We start from the raw sequence: 12,654 nt of genomic DNA, 5'->3' as shown, positions 1-12,654 counted from the left end.
ATGCGGTACTCGCCGCCACTGCTCGATGCCGTAGCGATGCCGCTTTTCAGCAGGGAATCCGCCTCGGACAGCATGAAACGGTCGCTCGCAGCAGCGGGAGCAATAGCCCCCAAAACACCGGTCTGAGTGGGCCGAGCCGGATCCGCGCTGATGAACACCGCCGTGCGTGCCCCCCACTGCGCCGCGACCTCCCAGACGGGCTGGGGCACGCCAGGTTCAAAGCCGTGAATCGTCATGTGCGGGTCATTGCGCAAGCGCCCAGCCGCTACCAACTGGCCGAGCGTGCCGCGCTTGGCGCTGTACACATGGCCATAGAGTTGCTTGGCCCACGACCAGCGACCGGCGCTGTCATCCATGACTTCTTTCCAGTCATCGAGCGTAGCGCTGTCGGTCCAGGGCTGGGTGATGAACTCAAACTCTTCATCGCCCAGTGCTGCCAGCGCCATGGCCATGTCAGGCGAACCAGCACCGCCAGTCATGGCAGTGACTGCCAGCACCAGGCCTGCCGGTGTCACCTCGCCATTGACGCGACCCAGGCGATTCAGCTCGACTTGAATGTCGTTGCCGAGGTCACCCTTGAACTTTGCCGTCAGCGTCACGACAGCGCCTGCAGCCATAGCGGTAACAGGCAGGTCAGTGGCGGCGTTGATGCTGGCCGCCAAGCTTGTGGCCACTGCCTCAGCCGACGCCGAGGCAACCACGGCAGAGCGCACACGCTGGCCAGCCACGTACAGGTTGATCAAGCCCGCCGCTGTCACGTTGCCCGTTACGGTAACGCTGCAGGTCGCTGCCACTCCGGTGTCGACCTTCAACGGCAGGCACCAGACCTCACCGGCAATGTCGATAGCGCGGTGCTTTTGGTGCATTGCGGCCAGCATCGAGCCGGCGCCGCCGATGGCAATGGCTTCAGAGGTGCGCGACACCAGCACCAAGCTACCGATTTCGGCGGCATCGGCGTTGTCGTTGACCTGGCCAATGATCAGGCGGCGAAGTCCTGCACCGGCGCCGCTGTTCGCCATCGAGTTATCAACCTCGGCGTAGAACAGCGGGACACGAATATCAGACGGAATGTTGCTGAAACCGACGCTCATACCTTGGCCTCTTTCTTGGGCTTGGCTTCTACCACGTCACCCGCATTCAGGCGGCGCACCCAGTACGCATTACGGGGCACATAGGCGCCCTCTTCGGGCAGCAGTTCGCCGCCCTTCTCCGGCATCGGGTTGTCACGCCCCGCTACCGGCTTCAGGTAAATCTGAGTCATTGAGATAAGTCCTCTCGGGTTTTGATTTCGATACGCCCGTCAGGCCCCTCGGGGGCGACATTGCGGTCGACCACGGGGTCGATAAAGTCGAACGACGTGTCGACCCCTTCCAGCGCAGGAAGGCCCAGCAGCGTGCATGCCTGCCACGTTTCCGGGCTGGTACCAGACCCAATGGTGAAGTTGCCCAGCTGGAAGTCAGCGAAGAACCGGAACCGGTAAACCACCCGATCACGGTCGATAAGCAGCAAAGACCCGCCGTCATACAGCAGTTGCCCGTAATCCACATCAGGCTCAAACCCAACCAGAGCACGCCAGAGACTGGCCCGAACCAAATGCAACTGGTCGGCAACCTGCTGCCCGCGCTCGTCGTAGTTCTTCAGTACGACGCACACATCAATGGCGTCCCTGACCTGCTGAACAATGACGTTCTGCTGCTCCGGCTCATCGGCCCCGTCACCGGTGGGGATCACATACGCTGCAGGCAGCTCCATCAGCGCACTGCCCTTGACCGGATCCCAATCCAGGCCACCCGCCACCCGGCCCTTAAAAGACGGGCAGCGCTGTTTCAGTTGCTCGATCACTGGGGTGATTCGCATGCTTTCCTCTCGGGCACAAAAAAGCCCCATTACGGGGCTTGGGCGGCGCCTGGGGCGTCAGTTCAACAGCGCGTCGGCAAAGGTCTGCCGCAAGATGCGCTGGACGTCCGCCTTGGTATCCGCCAAGGCATCGGTCATATAGTTGTCTCGCGGCGTGATGCGCCACCCGTTTCCTTTCCGGGCAGCCACCAACGCCTGCCGCTGGCCACTGGCACGGCGATTACTCTTGCCACGCCCCTTACCCGGGGCAAGCGCCCGAGGCCTGGACCCAAGCCGCACCCCATAGTGCAGATACGCGGGATAGAACTCTTCCATGCTTTCGGTCTTGGTCGGTGCAATACGCACCAGAAAGCCAGAACGCGACACCTTGTAGCTGATCGAATCGACCGTCGCGCCGGTTCGACTCTCCGGGTAGCCCGCCTGCCCACCGCCAAGCGCCAGGTTCATCTGCGCGCGGCCAGTGACCAAGGCACCAACCTTGCGCATACCTGCCCGAACCTTGCGCTTGTTGAAGGCTTCAAAGTCGAACTTTTCAAAGCCTTCGATATGCAGGTAGCCGTCAACGGAAACCGAATTGCTCATCGCTTCCCCCTTCGCTGGCAGGCGGACCATCTGGCCCCAGCTCCTCAACTTCGATCACCGACCACACCATGCGCCCAGCCAGATCGGTTGGCCGGCGGACGCGAAACACCCGATCATGCCAAACAAGTTCATGCGCCGAGTCCAAGCCCGAAATGTGACGGCAGTAAAGGCGGTGAGTGATCTTGTTGCCGGTTTGCTGAGCATTGGCATAGGTCGCCGTTCCCAGCGGCTCAACCTTTACCCAGCGGTTGCAAACGTGGGTGAACTCAGGCGCCAGGCCGGCGCCTGCTGGCTTGTCAACACGAACTCGAACAGCCATGCGAGCGCGAAGCTCGCCCGAGGAAGGCTCTCTGATCGCCATGGCTAGAACCTCGGCGGCACGGTGATATCCGCCAGCAGGTGGTCGACGAAACTCGCCGGGACTTCGGCCAGCGTTTGCCCGATGACCAAAAGCCCCCGGTGGGTGAATACCGTTTCCGCCGCCATCAGCAACCAACTCAACACTCCGGGGTAGGCCTCAATGTTCACGCCCGCACGGTATCGAATACGCAGAGCACCTGATGGCCGGCCACCAGGGAAATGCAGATAGCTTTCCCGCCCACTGGAACGAACCTCAACCGCACCGGAAAACAGCTCAGGGCTTTCACCGTCGTCCAGCAGGTGAACTGATTCAACCTGTGTTACCTGCCCAACATCCAGCGAGTGCCCCGAGGCGTAGTGCTCAGGCCAGTCCTCTTCGTACAGGGCAGCCCGAATCGCGGCGCCAGTTTTCGACTCGCATTGCGCGGTAACACCGGGAATGATGATCTGCTCGATCAACTCTGATTGCAGATCTTCCGGCTCAGCCCGACATTGATACGCAACCTGCTCTAACGTCAGCACAGGCGGCCCCGAGTAGGCGATACGGCGCGCCATGATCAGGGCTTCCCATCAGCATCCGATTCCGCACCTGGCTTGCTACCGGTACCGGACTCATCTGCTCCGGCACTACTCTGTGCCCCACTGGGTGCATTGCTATTCGCACCAGTCTTGCCCTTTTTTGAAGCCTTCTTGTCAGCCTCAATGGCGTAGCCTGCCTCAATCAAGCTATCTGCAACGCTGGAATCAAAGCCTGCAGTTTCTCCGGCAGCATAACCGCGCCAGTTTTTTTCAAAGGTAACGATAACTTTGGACATGGGATGCTCCCCTAAACTGAGTCATGGAAGGCCCGGAGCTCCGGGCCGGGTGTGTTAGAGGGTGCTGCCCCATTTGACGTCGGTCATCACTGCCACCGACTCAACGTGCCGTGGGCCGAAGTCATGCTTGGCAATCACGCGCACCAACGTCTGATCACGCTGGAAGGCGCTGATGACGTTGCCGCTGCCGTCCTTGTAGGTAGCCTCCTTGCTGAAGTCGATGACCATCGCGTCGTCTTCACCAATGAAGCAGTCCGCGAAGTCTGCGAAATGGATTTCCGAGGCATCGCCATCGGCCCCCAGGTTGATCGGGATCTGGGTAGAGGAGCCTACTGGGAAGCCCTTCAGCATGTTCTGGTCCAGCTCTGGATAGGCCTTGTTGCCATTGCCATCACGCAGCGCCGAGAGCCAGCGCTTGGTACGCGGCGCCATGGCAAAGCCGGGAGCAGTCATATTGGAGTTGGCATTCTCCAGGCGCAGGATCAAGGCAGACAAGGCAAACTCGACAGCCTCAAGCGTCACTGCTGCCGGTGCCGCGAACACGTTGAAAGCCGGCGCCCAGAAACGCAGCCCTTTGGGCAGGTTGCCGGTGCCTGCGCCACGCAGGAAGGACAGGTCTTCTGCAGTCGCTACAGAGGCAGTCAGATCGTTCACCACAAGACGATCAACGCTCGGGTTGGTGCCCGAGTACGCCAGCAGGTCGTTGCTGATCGGGACCAGGGCCGCCAGTTTTTTCGACGACAGTTTCAGATCGTCGAACTGCATATCGGTAGCAGGCATATCCTCCTCGGTACCGATATAGCCGACGACTGCGCCGCCTTTAATTCGCGGCACTGTAAGGTTCCCGTTCTGCAGCGGCAGGGAGACGGCGCCGAGCTTGCGCACCACCGACTTCGGTCGCAACAGTTCGATTACTTCGCTGGAGAAGCTTTGCGGCACCAGAACCCCGCCAGCACCCGGAGTAACGGTGCTCAGAGCCATGGCGATTTCAGGGCTGTAGCCTGAATCCTTCGCCATCTTGGCGGCGGCATGCTGATCGCCGCGCGCAGCAGCGAGCACGCGAACCATCTGCGCCATGTTGGCACCTGGCACAGGCTTGGCCGTAAATGGGCCACTGATGTTGCCGGGCGGACCATTCAGGCCTTGAGCACTCTCATCGACAGGAACCGCGTTGGTCGCGGCCATTCGCTCGGCGGCTTCAGCTCGAGAAAGTTTGTCGGTCAGGCTGTTGAACTGAACGCTGAGCTGCTCGAACTGGGCCAACTGCTCTGCACTGAGCGAGGTGCCCGCAGCTTCAAGTTGGGCCAGCGCCTGAATCTGGCCATTGATAGTGGCGCGTTCGCTACGCAATTGAGTTACGAGGGACATACTGCCTCCTGGGCATAAAAAAACCGCCAATAGGCGGTTGAGATCACTGCCGCGAACGCGGTCAGAGTTGAGACTGAATGGCGAAGGCTGAGGCCTGCACACTGATTCTCTGTCGTGCTTGAATGCCGCCCTGCCGTTGCGCGCGACTGATGGCGACTGCTTGAGACAAGTTATCTACCGCGAGCTGCGGTGACTCCAGGCGATCTGCGAGGCCAACAGCAATGGCAGTCGCGCCGCGATAACATCCGGCCTCGGTGGCAATGATGTCGGCCACGTCACGATTACGGTATTCGGCAACATGGGTTGTGAAGAGCTGGTAACTCTCCTGCACAATCTCATTGAGCACCTGAAGTGACTGATCAGTGATCGGCTCGTTTGGGCTCAGGTCATTCTTGTGCGCCCCTGCAAACACCGTGGTGACCTTGACGCCCATACCCTCGATCATCTTGGATCGATCCATGTGGCTGGCAATCACGCCAATGGACCCCACGCCAGAGGTAAGACTGACCACTACGTCTGTACATGCGGCCGCAATCAGGTAGCCACCAGAGTACGCCATGAAGTTGACCAAGCCGGTGATGGGCTTGATCTTGGTTGCTGCGCGAATGTCCGCTGCCAGCTCAAAGGCGCCGACTGCGCTGCCGCCTGGGCTGTCAATGTCGAGCACAATGTGTTCGACCATGGGGTCGGCCACCGCTTGATTCAGCGCTGCACGTAACCCCTCGTAGCTGGTCATCGTTTCGCAAGCATTCAGATGGCTGCCGCGACTCACTAGCACCCCGTGCACCGGAATCACCTCAACACCCGTTTGGGCGATCGCAGCACGGCGCTGCTCTTCGCGGCGGTCCTGCTGCGCCTGGTAATCCTCATCGTCATAAAACAGCTTGGGATCGGCTGCCGCTCCTCCCATGTTCAAATTGACGATATTCAGGCTCATCGTCTGGTTGGCCCAGCGCACAGTCATATCCAGCATATCGGGGGTGGTCAACAGCGGCTGATTGAACAGCAGACTGGCAGCGCGCAGATGTCGTTTCATGCGGCAAGCATCCTCAAGATGTCGTCGCGCTGCTGCTCGAGCTGAGCGCGGACGTCGGGGTTATTCATGTTGGGTAGGCCATGCGCCACATCAGTCATGTTCAGCGGCTGCAGGTAGCTATCACCGTTGGCCACCGGCGGCATGTTTTCCAGGCGGCGAATGTCATTGATCGACAGCCATCCCCATTGGCGACCGATCGCATATGCGTCGTAGCGACTCTTCTGGTCGCCTCGCAGCAAGCCGGAAAGGTTGAACTCAATGAAGTACTCCCGCCGCTCGGCCGGCAGTAAAAAGTCGCGCATCATCGCCTGCTCATGCCGCTTGACCCATGGCATCAAGGCAAAGATCACGTACTGAATCAGCAGTTGCTCAAGGCTGTTGTAGCTGGCCTTTTCCAGGTCGTTAACCATGTGAGGGGGGATCTTGTAGATCCGCGCCAGATCGAGGCCGGTAGCCTTGAGGATGCCCAGTAGCTCGGCATCAACGTTATTCATCGATACTGGCTTGAAGGTCATACCCTCCTGCAGCATCGCGACCTTCTTGGCGTTGTCGATGCCTGAGAACTTGGCCCCCCACTGATCGAGGATGCGGTCGATGCTGACCTGCTCCTTAATCGGCGGCGCCTCCCGCGGTCGCTCAATTACACCGCTGACGGCGGTACCGTTGGCGAATGATTTGCCCACGTACTGCCTAACCGCCTGGGCCAAGCCGACCGCATCTGCATGCAACTCAATGGGCGACAGGCCCGTGTAATGGTTTTTCGTGTGCCAACGCACATGGTGTATCAAGCGCATAGGCAACGGCTCATGTCCGCCAATGCGATACACAGGCCGAAGATCTCCGCCCTTGAGGACCAGCACCTTATCGTTGTGAAGTGGATAAAGCGCTTTCACTGCGCCGTCATCACCCCGCTCAATGTAGCTGTAGCAATTGCCTCTCAAACCCAATGCCAGCTGCCCTGCTTCCCGGTACTCATAGGGTGTCTGCCACGGGTTGGGTTGGTAGCGCAGCACATCGTAAAGCGGGTGACCTGAAGCGACTTCACGCTTGCCATCCCCGAGCCGGCGGTACATCTCAAGCGGCAACTGACCAATGCTCTCTGCCAACAGCGTGACGCAATTCTGGAGAACCGTGATTGCCAAGGCGGTGTCCGGCGTGACAGTCACCCCTGCTGCCGACCGGCCAGAGCCAATCAGGCCGCGCCAGAAGCCGCTACTCCCGTCGGAAACTACACCCTCATTGGCACCAAGCAGATTGCTGAAGAACATGCTCAGCCCCCTTCGGGATTGCGTTTGAATTGAGCGCGGGCGGCAGCCTTGTCAGCCAACCAGGCCCAACCAATCAGGCCAAGCCCCGCAATGATAAAAGCAGTGGGTACATGAATCAGGGCGACTCCGCCGACCAGTAGGCCGAAGCCGACCAGACCAGCCAGCCACGCTGAAATTGCGATGATGTTCAAACCCCGACCCCTTCGTCATAGATGGATGTGCCACTGCTACCGCTTGAGACTGCCCCGCTGATACCAGTCGCCATAATGGCCGCGATAATCCCGTCGATTCGCCCGGTAGCCTTGGCCTTGTCTGCTTTGCGGTTGTTTGCCGGGTCAGAAACGATCACTGCGTTACCCGCACACCAGGTCATGACTGGGTTACCGTCATGACGCAAGGACTCCACCGTTTCGACTGGGGGTGCATCATCAAAGAGTTCATCTGATGAATCGCCACCTTCAGGCCTGAGTTCGGCCATCCCAAGCAAGCGGCGCTCAAATTCGTCTACCGCTGGCCCCATATCCTTGAAGCCCTGCCCGAATTCAACCAGCGGCGGCAGCGAGATATCGTACTCAGTCATCAATTGACGCATGTCTTCAATACGCCACCGGTCAAAAGCAATCTTGTCCACCTGAAAGTAGTCACAAATGGTCTGCATCCTGCGAAGTACATGCAGCTTGCTGATGGCTCGACCCGGCGTTGTTTCAAGATCCCGCGACTTGATCCAGGCCGCATAAGGCACCTTGTCCCTCGCTTCACGTTTATCCAGCTCGAAATCGGGAATCCAAAAATACGGAAGCAGCCGCCAGTGCGGATCCTCATAGGTCGGATAGAACAGCAACACAAAGGATGTAAGGTCAGTGGTGCTGGACAGGTCCAGTCCACCTACACACGGGCGATTTCGCAGGACCGACATCGGTACGCGCTCTTCGGCCTGGCTCCAAACATCCCATGAGATCCAGGGCGATTCGGCGCCCGTCCACTCGCAGAAGTTCAGCCGCCTAACCATCGCCTCTTTGCTCGGCATCCCTCGCGCCTCCGTCACCTGTTCACGCAAGTACTTCATGCCTGGTAGATCGGCGTCCTGCAGTGACGGGTTCGACTTGAACCAGCAGCTTTCATCCTTGATCGGATCATCACCCTCATCCAGCGAGCAGATGTAGGCGAAAAAGCCGTCGTCGATCAGCGCGCCGGAAGCTACCCTGGCCCCGTACTCGTGATACTCCCAGCAGGGCCCGCGCTTGTTCGAGCCGCTGTTGGTGATCATGAAAATCAGTGCCTGTTTACGGCTCTTGGTGCCGGCTCGCATCATCTCCACAACAAGGTTGGTCTTGTGCTCATGCACCTCGTCAATCAGCGCCATGTGCGGCCTGGGGCCGGACTGACCATCGTCGGAGCTGATCGGGCGGAAAAACGATCCAGCCTTCAGGTAAGCCAGGTTCCAGATGTTCTGACCGGTGCCACTGCAGGCCAGGCGCTTCGTCAGCTCCGGCGACTGCTGCACCATGGCAACGGCATCTCGAAACAGGATCATCGCCTGGTCTTTTTTCGTCGCCGCCGCGTAGATTTCGGCCCGTGCCTCATTGTCTGCGACCAAGCCTTTCAGCCCCACTCCGGCGGCTAACGGTGACTTTCCTGAGCCCTTCCCACTCTCGACGTAAACCACGCGAAAGCGCCGGTAACCATCATTGGTCTTCCAACCAAAAATGCTGCCGACGATAAATTTCTGCCAAGGCAACAGCTCAAATGGCAGACCTTCGAACTCACCGCCGTTCAGTTTCAGGACCGTGCGGTAAAACCGAATGGCCTTGTTGGCCTCCTCCAGATCCCAAACCAACCCGCGCTTATGCCCTTCCTGTAAGTCCTTCAGATGACGGGCGCATGCGTTTCGTATGTCCGGCCCGGCGACTCGCTCACCGGAATGCACTTCACGCGCATACTGGGTAGCAGGATCCTCAACCGAAGAACTCCGCGAACTGGTCTTCTTGGTCGTCATCGGCTTTTATCTGGACTTTAGATCGGGCGGCTGGGGTGAGGCCGAATTCGACCAGGTAACTTTTAAAGCGTCGGTCGGCGTCAGCGAGCATGGCAACAGCAGGGTTCGCTTTAATCACCAGCTCGCCCTGTGTGCTGGTGGTCTCGTAGGTTCGCCCATTGGCGTCGACAAGTTCGCGCAAAGCGAGAATCTCGGAGTAACAATCACACAGTCGCTCAAGCGCAAAGCCGTCTGCTTCAGTGAGCACACCCATGCGATCGAGCAGGACGGTGAGTCGCCCCCAGGCCACTTGACCTTCATCAGTGAGATGCGCCGGAGTGCTGGGGATGCGCTTGGCTGGCAGTGGCTCTTTCTTGTTGATCGGGCGCTTGCCGGGATTTCCCCTGACCAGCTTCAGCTCTGTCGGGGTCGGTCTTCTCCCAGCCATTTTTTGATCCCAAAAAAAATCATTTCATTTCGCGGCTTTGCGCACGAAGGAGGGCGAACGGTCAGGAAAGGTTTCAGGAAAAACATTTTCACGCCCCCTACCCTGGATCATGGGGCCCCGCAGCGCCAGGAGGCTTTCAGGAGGGCCGATTCCAGTGGTGCCGAGGATCCAGTGGCCTGCCGCTGACATCGCACCCAGCCTCACGCCCTGACTTCTCTAGGCGTTGCTTGTAGGAGCTGTGACAGTTGGTACATAGCGACTGCCAGTTGGCCCGATCCCAGAACAAGGTCATGTCACCGCGGTGCGGGGTGACGTGGTCTACAACGGTGGCCGACACGACGAGCCCTGACTTCTCGCACCTAACGCACAACGGGTTCTTGCGCAGCCATCCTTCGCGGGCCAGCTGCCAGCGATAGCCATAGGGCTTGCGCGGCTTGTCTTGACCGAGTGGATTACTCATTTATCAGTCCACCCTCAGGATCTTGGCCATGTTCCCCTTTGCCCGGCACACCAAGATTGCGGCAAGCAGGTAGAACGCAGTATTGAACCAAGAGGCATCGGCGAAGTCGTTATGCATCACCATGCGACCCACGAGGCTGATGAACTGCATGCCGGTAACAGCGCACGCAGCCCAGGCCATCAGTGACACACCCAGCTTGTAGCGGGCGTCCGGGTAAGGTCGGTAGCGCAGGCCGATCATCACGAAGATGATCGCACACAACACAGCCTGAATAACGACAACCATTCAACCCTCCTTCCTGGCTCGCAGGCGGAAGACCCATTGCAGCCAGCTTGGCATGCGTCCGGTCTCCATCCATTCCAGCAAGCCGGAGAACGTGACCACGCAGAGCACGCCGCAGACGAAGGCGCTGAAACCGGCGGTCTGGGTCCAAGCACGCCCCATCAGCTCAGCTGCACCGAAGTAGCCACCGATCCAGCCTGCCAGCAGATAGCCGACACGGCGCCAGGTGCTGATGTCCTTGGCGAACACCACGTAGAAGAAAGCCCCACCGAACGCGCCGACCAGTGCGGCGAGGTCCAGCTGAGGGAATGCAGCACCCAGGCCGACGCTGGCAAGTACGCCGGTCACTGCGAGGGCGCCGGTACTTGGCTCGGCCATAAGCACTGCTCCATAAAAAAACCCCGGCAATTGCCAGGGCTTTGGGTTTACCACCTGTGGTTTAACTGTCTTTCTTTGCGTTGGTGCCGAACGCCGTAGCCACATTTTCTGCGGCTTTATCATCGTTCAAAATTTTGTGACCCGCGTACAAAAGGCCAACGACTGCAGCTGCTCCTACTGCCAGCTCGACAATTGGATTATCAATTTTTACCGGACCGACTTCGATGAGATTGTCTACGAACCCGCCAACGCCACCGCCTAGAAAATCTTTCATGGCCACCTCCACAGTCTGTGATGGCCAAAGCATATCACCTAAAACGACAAAGCCCGACACTGTGGTCGGGCTTTCGGGGGCACTCCTCAACACGCGCAGGAATGACAGGATGGGGATAATTTCGCTCAGTCGCTCACTGATGTCAACAAGCAATCATGCAGCGCCTTTCATCAGCAGGCCTTCGGCCTCCAGAATCACCCACACCTCAGTCAAGGCGTCATCCACCATGCCGTCGAGCTTCTCGTTAATTTGCGCTCTCCAACGGCGCCGTGTCGGCTCAGGCGTGGCATCCAGATCCCAGGTGTTCATGTCGTAGAAGCTGTCAGCCAGAATGATCACATCCTCTTCCAGCGCCTCGATCCGGCGCTTCTCTGCCCGGCCTGCAGCGACTGCGGCATTTACCGTCGCCTCCCGGCGCCATGGTGAAGCGTCAAGCGGTACCTCGACCGAGACCGAGCGCGGCGCCTTACGTCGTGCGCCCTTCAGTTTCGGGATCGCCCAGGCCGTCACCGCTTTGTAGACGAACAGTTGCGGTGCCGGGCTGGCAATGAGCGGCCTCACCGCTGTGATCGCCTGAACCTTCTTCACCTTGCTAGTGCTGTACTTCGCCACCAGGGCATCCCAGTGTCGCGGGATCAGCAGGTGATGCAGGCGCGCCGACAGCCAGTAATCCACCTGGGTACGATCCAGGCCATGTGAAGGACTGCTCAGCGAGGCCAGGCAGCCGCCCTCCTCTTCGGCTGCCTTGTACAGCTTCTGCCACGCCTGCCCTTTTGCAGCTCCCTTCTCGCCTGCTGCCAATGCCGCAACTACCGCCCCCGATACGCTGCTATAGATCATGTCCTTCCCCTCAATCCCCGGTGTAATTCGTTCCGCCGGCACCGCGGCGGTTGTTCTGTTGGTACTGCGCAGCCGGCCCCATGAGCGCTGGCTTGTTCAACTGTTCGATCTGTCGCTGCGCGGCCTGTAGACGGAGGCTCAACTGGGTTACCAACTCATCAACCGGCAGCGCCTCACCAGTCGCCGCCACCACCCAGCCAGAGGCGTTGCACTGCACGCAGGCCATCTAGTGAAACACCCCTTTGATAACTGCCATCCCCCGGCATGCTGGGCACCGATCCAGCTCGATCACGGCCTTCTTGAAGGCGGGTCCGTGAGTCTTATTCACTTCGCCTCCAGCAGCCGCTTATGGAGCAGAGACACTGGGCGATCTCGGTGCCCGCTGACGGTCAACTGCTCGCCAGTGCGCATCTGAATCTGAAGCAACAGGACGACGCCTTCGCAGCTCTGCACCTGGTCGATGCGAATGGTGCTGATGTCCTGCGGATTCACCGCCAGGCCGCTACCCGGATCGAGCAAAATCATCATTTCGAATCCTCGCCTATGGTTGTTTTGTTGATGGTGCCGCAGCCCTTGTTCTGCGCGGCCTCCAGCGCATTGCGCGAATCTTCGTTTCTACCCTCCTTCAACCCGCGAATGAGGATCAAACCCTTGCCGTCTAAATGGGCGTGCCACTGCTCCAGGGCAATGCGCTTACGCTCCTCGACCGTG

Annotated in this window: 19 protein-coding genes and 2 pseudogenes; all 21 read right to left on the bottom strand. The window is 59.3% G+C overall.

Features of this window, described 5'->3' with window-relative positions; all coding sequences use genetic code 11:
- Positions 1 to 1,091 (bottom strand): phage tail sheath subtilisin-like domain-containing protein (locus UIA24_RS22495; RefSeq protein ID WP_330523979.1); only part of this gene is annotated, 1,091 nt, incomplete at its 3' end.
- The gene (locus tag UIA24_RS22490) at positions 1,088 to 1,261 is read right to left on the bottom strand and encodes a DUF2635 domain-containing protein (protein ID WP_083199776.1); all 174 of its coding nucleotides are present in this window, start codon (positions 1,259 to 1,261) and stop codon (positions 1,088 to 1,090) included. The genes UIA24_RS22495 and UIA24_RS22490, both read right to left, overlap by 4 nt.
- Positions 1,258 to 1,857: a phage tail terminator protein gene (locus UIA24_RS22485; RefSeq protein ID WP_330523978.1), complete on the bottom strand. Its 600-nt coding sequence runs from the start codon at positions 1,855 to 1,857 to the stop codon at positions 1,258 to 1,260. Before UIA24_RS22485 ends, UIA24_RS22490 begins: the two co-directional genes overlap by 4 nt.
- 57 nt (positions 1,858 to 1,914) lie before the next feature.
- Positions 1,915 to 2,439, bottom strand: a complete 525-nt coding sequence (locus UIA24_RS22480; RefSeq protein ID WP_330523977.1) for a hypothetical protein — start codon at positions 2,437 to 2,439, stop codon at positions 1,915 to 1,917.
- On the bottom strand, positions 2,417 to 2,800 hold the full coding sequence (locus UIA24_RS22475) for a phage head closure protein (protein WP_330523976.1): 384 nt from the start codon (positions 2,798 to 2,800) through the stop codon (positions 2,417 to 2,419). Before UIA24_RS22475 ends, UIA24_RS22480 begins: the two co-directional genes overlap by 23 nt.
- Positions 2,801 to 2,802: 2 nt before the next feature.
- Entirely contained in the window at positions 2,803 to 3,354 is a 552-nt protein-coding gene (locus UIA24_RS22470) for a hypothetical protein (RefSeq protein ID WP_330523975.1), read from the bottom strand.
- A 2-nt stretch (positions 3,355 to 3,356) separates the two neighbouring features.
- Positions 3,357 to 3,614 carry a hypothetical protein gene (locus UIA24_RS22465; RefSeq protein ID WP_330523974.1) on the bottom strand — a complete coding sequence of 86 codons (258 nt, stop codon included), beginning with the start codon at positions 3,612 to 3,614 and terminating at the stop codon, positions 3,357 to 3,359.
- Positions 3,615 to 3,668: 54 nt separating this feature from the next.
- Positions 3,669 to 4,982 carry a phage major capsid protein gene (locus UIA24_RS22460; RefSeq protein WP_102053539.1) on the bottom strand — a complete coding sequence of 438 codons (1,314 nt, stop codon included), beginning with the start codon at positions 4,980 to 4,982 and terminating at the stop codon, positions 3,669 to 3,671.
- 61 nt (positions 4,983 to 5,043) lie between these two features.
- Positions 5,044 to 6,018: a S49 family peptidase gene (locus UIA24_RS22455; protein WP_330523973.1), complete on the bottom strand. Its 975-nt coding sequence runs from the start codon at positions 6,016 to 6,018 to the stop codon at positions 5,044 to 5,046.
- The gene (locus UIA24_RS22450) at positions 6,015 to 7,286 is read right to left on the bottom strand and encodes a phage portal protein (RefSeq protein ID WP_330523972.1); all 1,272 of its coding nucleotides are present in this window, start codon (positions 7,284 to 7,286) and stop codon (positions 6,015 to 6,017) included. The genes UIA24_RS22455 and UIA24_RS22450 overlap by 4 nt, the downstream gene beginning before the upstream one ends.
- A 2-nt stretch (positions 7,287 to 7,288) precedes the next feature.
- Complete coding sequence (locus UIA24_RS22445) at positions 7,289 to 7,477, bottom strand: hypothetical protein (RefSeq protein WP_330523971.1); 189 nt, start codon at positions 7,475 to 7,477, stop codon at positions 7,289 to 7,291.
- Positions 7,474 to 9,282 carry a terminase large subunit gene (locus UIA24_RS22440; RefSeq protein WP_330523970.1) on the bottom strand — a complete coding sequence of 603 codons (1,809 nt, stop codon included), beginning with the start codon at positions 9,280 to 9,282 and terminating at the stop codon, positions 7,474 to 7,476. Before UIA24_RS22440 ends, UIA24_RS22445 begins: the two co-directional genes overlap by 4 nt.
- Entirely contained in the window at positions 9,242 to 9,709 is a 468-nt protein-coding gene (locus tag UIA24_RS22435) for a phage terminase small subunit P27 family (protein ID WP_099774397.1), read from the bottom strand. Before UIA24_RS22435 ends, UIA24_RS22440 begins: the two co-directional genes overlap by 41 nt.
- 136 nt (positions 9,710 to 9,845) lie before the next feature.
- Positions 9,846 to 10,169, bottom strand: coding sequence for an HNH endonuclease (locus UIA24_RS22430; RefSeq protein WP_330523969.1), 324 nt, complete (start codon positions 10,167 to 10,169; stop codon positions 9,846 to 9,848).
- A 3-nt stretch (positions 10,170 to 10,172) separates the two neighbouring features.
- Entirely contained in the window at positions 10,173 to 10,454 is a 282-nt protein-coding gene (locus UIA24_RS22425; protein WP_330523968.1) for a phage holin family protein, read from the bottom strand.
- On the bottom strand, positions 10,455 to 10,829 hold the full coding sequence (locus tag UIA24_RS22420) for a putative holin (protein ID WP_012053503.1): 375 nt from the start codon (positions 10,827 to 10,829) through the stop codon (positions 10,455 to 10,457).
- 61 nt (positions 10,830 to 10,890) lie between these two features.
- The gene (locus tag UIA24_RS22415; RefSeq protein WP_330523967.1) at positions 10,891 to 11,103 is read right to left on the bottom strand and encodes a hypothetical protein; all 213 of its coding nucleotides are present in this window, start codon (positions 11,101 to 11,103) and stop codon (positions 10,891 to 10,893) included.
- Between the two features lie 153 nt (positions 11,104 to 11,256).
- Positions 11,257 to 11,943, bottom strand: coding sequence for a hypothetical protein (locus tag UIA24_RS22410; RefSeq protein WP_330523966.1), 687 nt, complete (start codon positions 11,941 to 11,943; stop codon positions 11,257 to 11,259).
- A 10-nt stretch (positions 11,944 to 11,953) separates the two neighbouring features.
- Positions 11,954 to 12,271: pseudogene (locus UIA24_RS22405) on the bottom strand (hypothetical protein).
- The gene (locus tag UIA24_RS22400; protein ID WP_330523965.1) at positions 12,268 to 12,471 is read right to left on the bottom strand and encodes a hypothetical protein; all 204 of its coding nucleotides are present in this window, start codon (positions 12,469 to 12,471) and stop codon (positions 12,268 to 12,270) included. The pseudogene UIA24_RS22405 and the gene UIA24_RS22400 overlap by 4 nt, the downstream one beginning before the upstream one ends.
- Positions 12,468 to 12,654, bottom strand: a pseudogene (locus UIA24_RS22395) (tyrosine-type recombinase/integrase); the annotation flags it as partial. The gene UIA24_RS22400 and the pseudogene UIA24_RS22395, both read right to left, overlap by 4 nt.

Source organism: Pseudomonas sp. AL 58, assembly GCF_036348395.1.
Classification (GTDB): domain Bacteria; phylum Pseudomonadota; class Gammaproteobacteria; order Pseudomonadales; family Pseudomonadaceae; genus Aquipseudomonas; species Aquipseudomonas defluvii.
The sequence above is the reverse complement of the archived record's forward strand: the minus strand, read 5'-3'. Positions and strand labels throughout refer to the sequence as shown.

Bases quoted from the DNA above. Each gene is read 5' to 3' on its own strand.
- UIA24_RS22475 (WP_330523976.1), bottom strand. From the start codon at position 2,800: ATGGCGATCAGAGAGCCTTCCTCGGGCGAGCTTCGCGCTCGCATGGCT.
- UIA24_RS22455 (WP_330523973.1), bottom strand. From the start codon at position 6,018: ATGAAACGACATCTGCGCGCTGCCAGTCTGCTGTTCAATCAGCCGCTG.
- UIA24_RS22460 (WP_102053539.1), bottom strand. From the start codon at position 4,982: ATGTCCCTCGTAACTCAATTGCGTAGCGAACGCGCCACTATCAATGGC.
- UIA24_RS22435 (WP_099774397.1), bottom strand. From the start codon at position 9,709: ATGGCTGGGAGAAGACCGACCCCGACAGAGCTGAAGCTGGTCAGGGGA.
- UIA24_RS22420 (WP_012053503.1), bottom strand. From the start codon at position 10,829: ATGGCCGAGCCAAGTACCGGCGCCCTCGCAGTGACCGGCGTACTTGCC.
- UIA24_RS22415 (WP_330523967.1), bottom strand. From the start codon at position 11,103: ATGAAAGATTTTCTAGGCGGTGGCGTTGGCGGGTTCGTAGACAATCTC.
- UIA24_RS22440 (WP_330523970.1), bottom strand. From the start codon at position 9,282: ATGACGACCAAGAAGACCAGTTCGCGGAGTTCTTCGGTTGAGGATCCT.
- UIA24_RS22490 (WP_083199776.1), bottom strand. From the start codon at position 1,261: ATGACTCAGATTTACCTGAAGCCGGTAGCGGGGCGTGACAACCCGATG.
- UIA24_RS22470 (WP_330523975.1), bottom strand. From the start codon at position 3,354: ATGGCGCGCCGTATCGCCTACTCGGGGCCGCCTGTGCTGACGTTAGAG.
- UIA24_RS22410 (WP_330523966.1), bottom strand. From the start codon at position 11,943: ATGATCTATAGCAGCGTATCGGGGGCGGTAGTTGCGGCATTGGCAGCA.
- UIA24_RS22485 (WP_330523978.1), bottom strand. From the start codon at position 1,857: ATGCGAATCACCCCAGTGATCGAGCAACTGAAACAGCGCTGCCCGTCT.
- UIA24_RS22400 (WP_330523965.1), bottom strand. From the start codon at position 12,471: ATGATGATTTTGCTCGATCCGGGTAGCGGCCTGGCGGTGAATCCGCAG.
- UIA24_RS22450 (WP_330523972.1), bottom strand. From the start codon at position 7,286: ATGTTCTTCAGCAATCTGCTTGGTGCCAATGAGGGTGTAGTTTCCGAC.
- UIA24_RS22480 (WP_330523977.1), bottom strand. From the start codon at position 2,439: ATGAGCAATTCGGTTTCCGTTGACGGCTACCTGCATATCGAAGGCTTT.
- UIA24_RS22425 (WP_330523968.1), bottom strand. From the start codon at position 10,454: ATGGTTGTCGTTATTCAGGCTGTGTTGTGTGCGATCATCTTCGTGATG.
- UIA24_RS22465 (WP_330523974.1), bottom strand. From the start codon at position 3,614: ATGTCCAAAGTTATCGTTACCTTTGAAAAAAACTGGCGCGGTTATGCT.
- UIA24_RS22430 (WP_330523969.1), bottom strand. From the start codon at position 10,169: ATGAGTAATCCACTCGGTCAAGACAAGCCGCGCAAGCCCTATGGCTAT.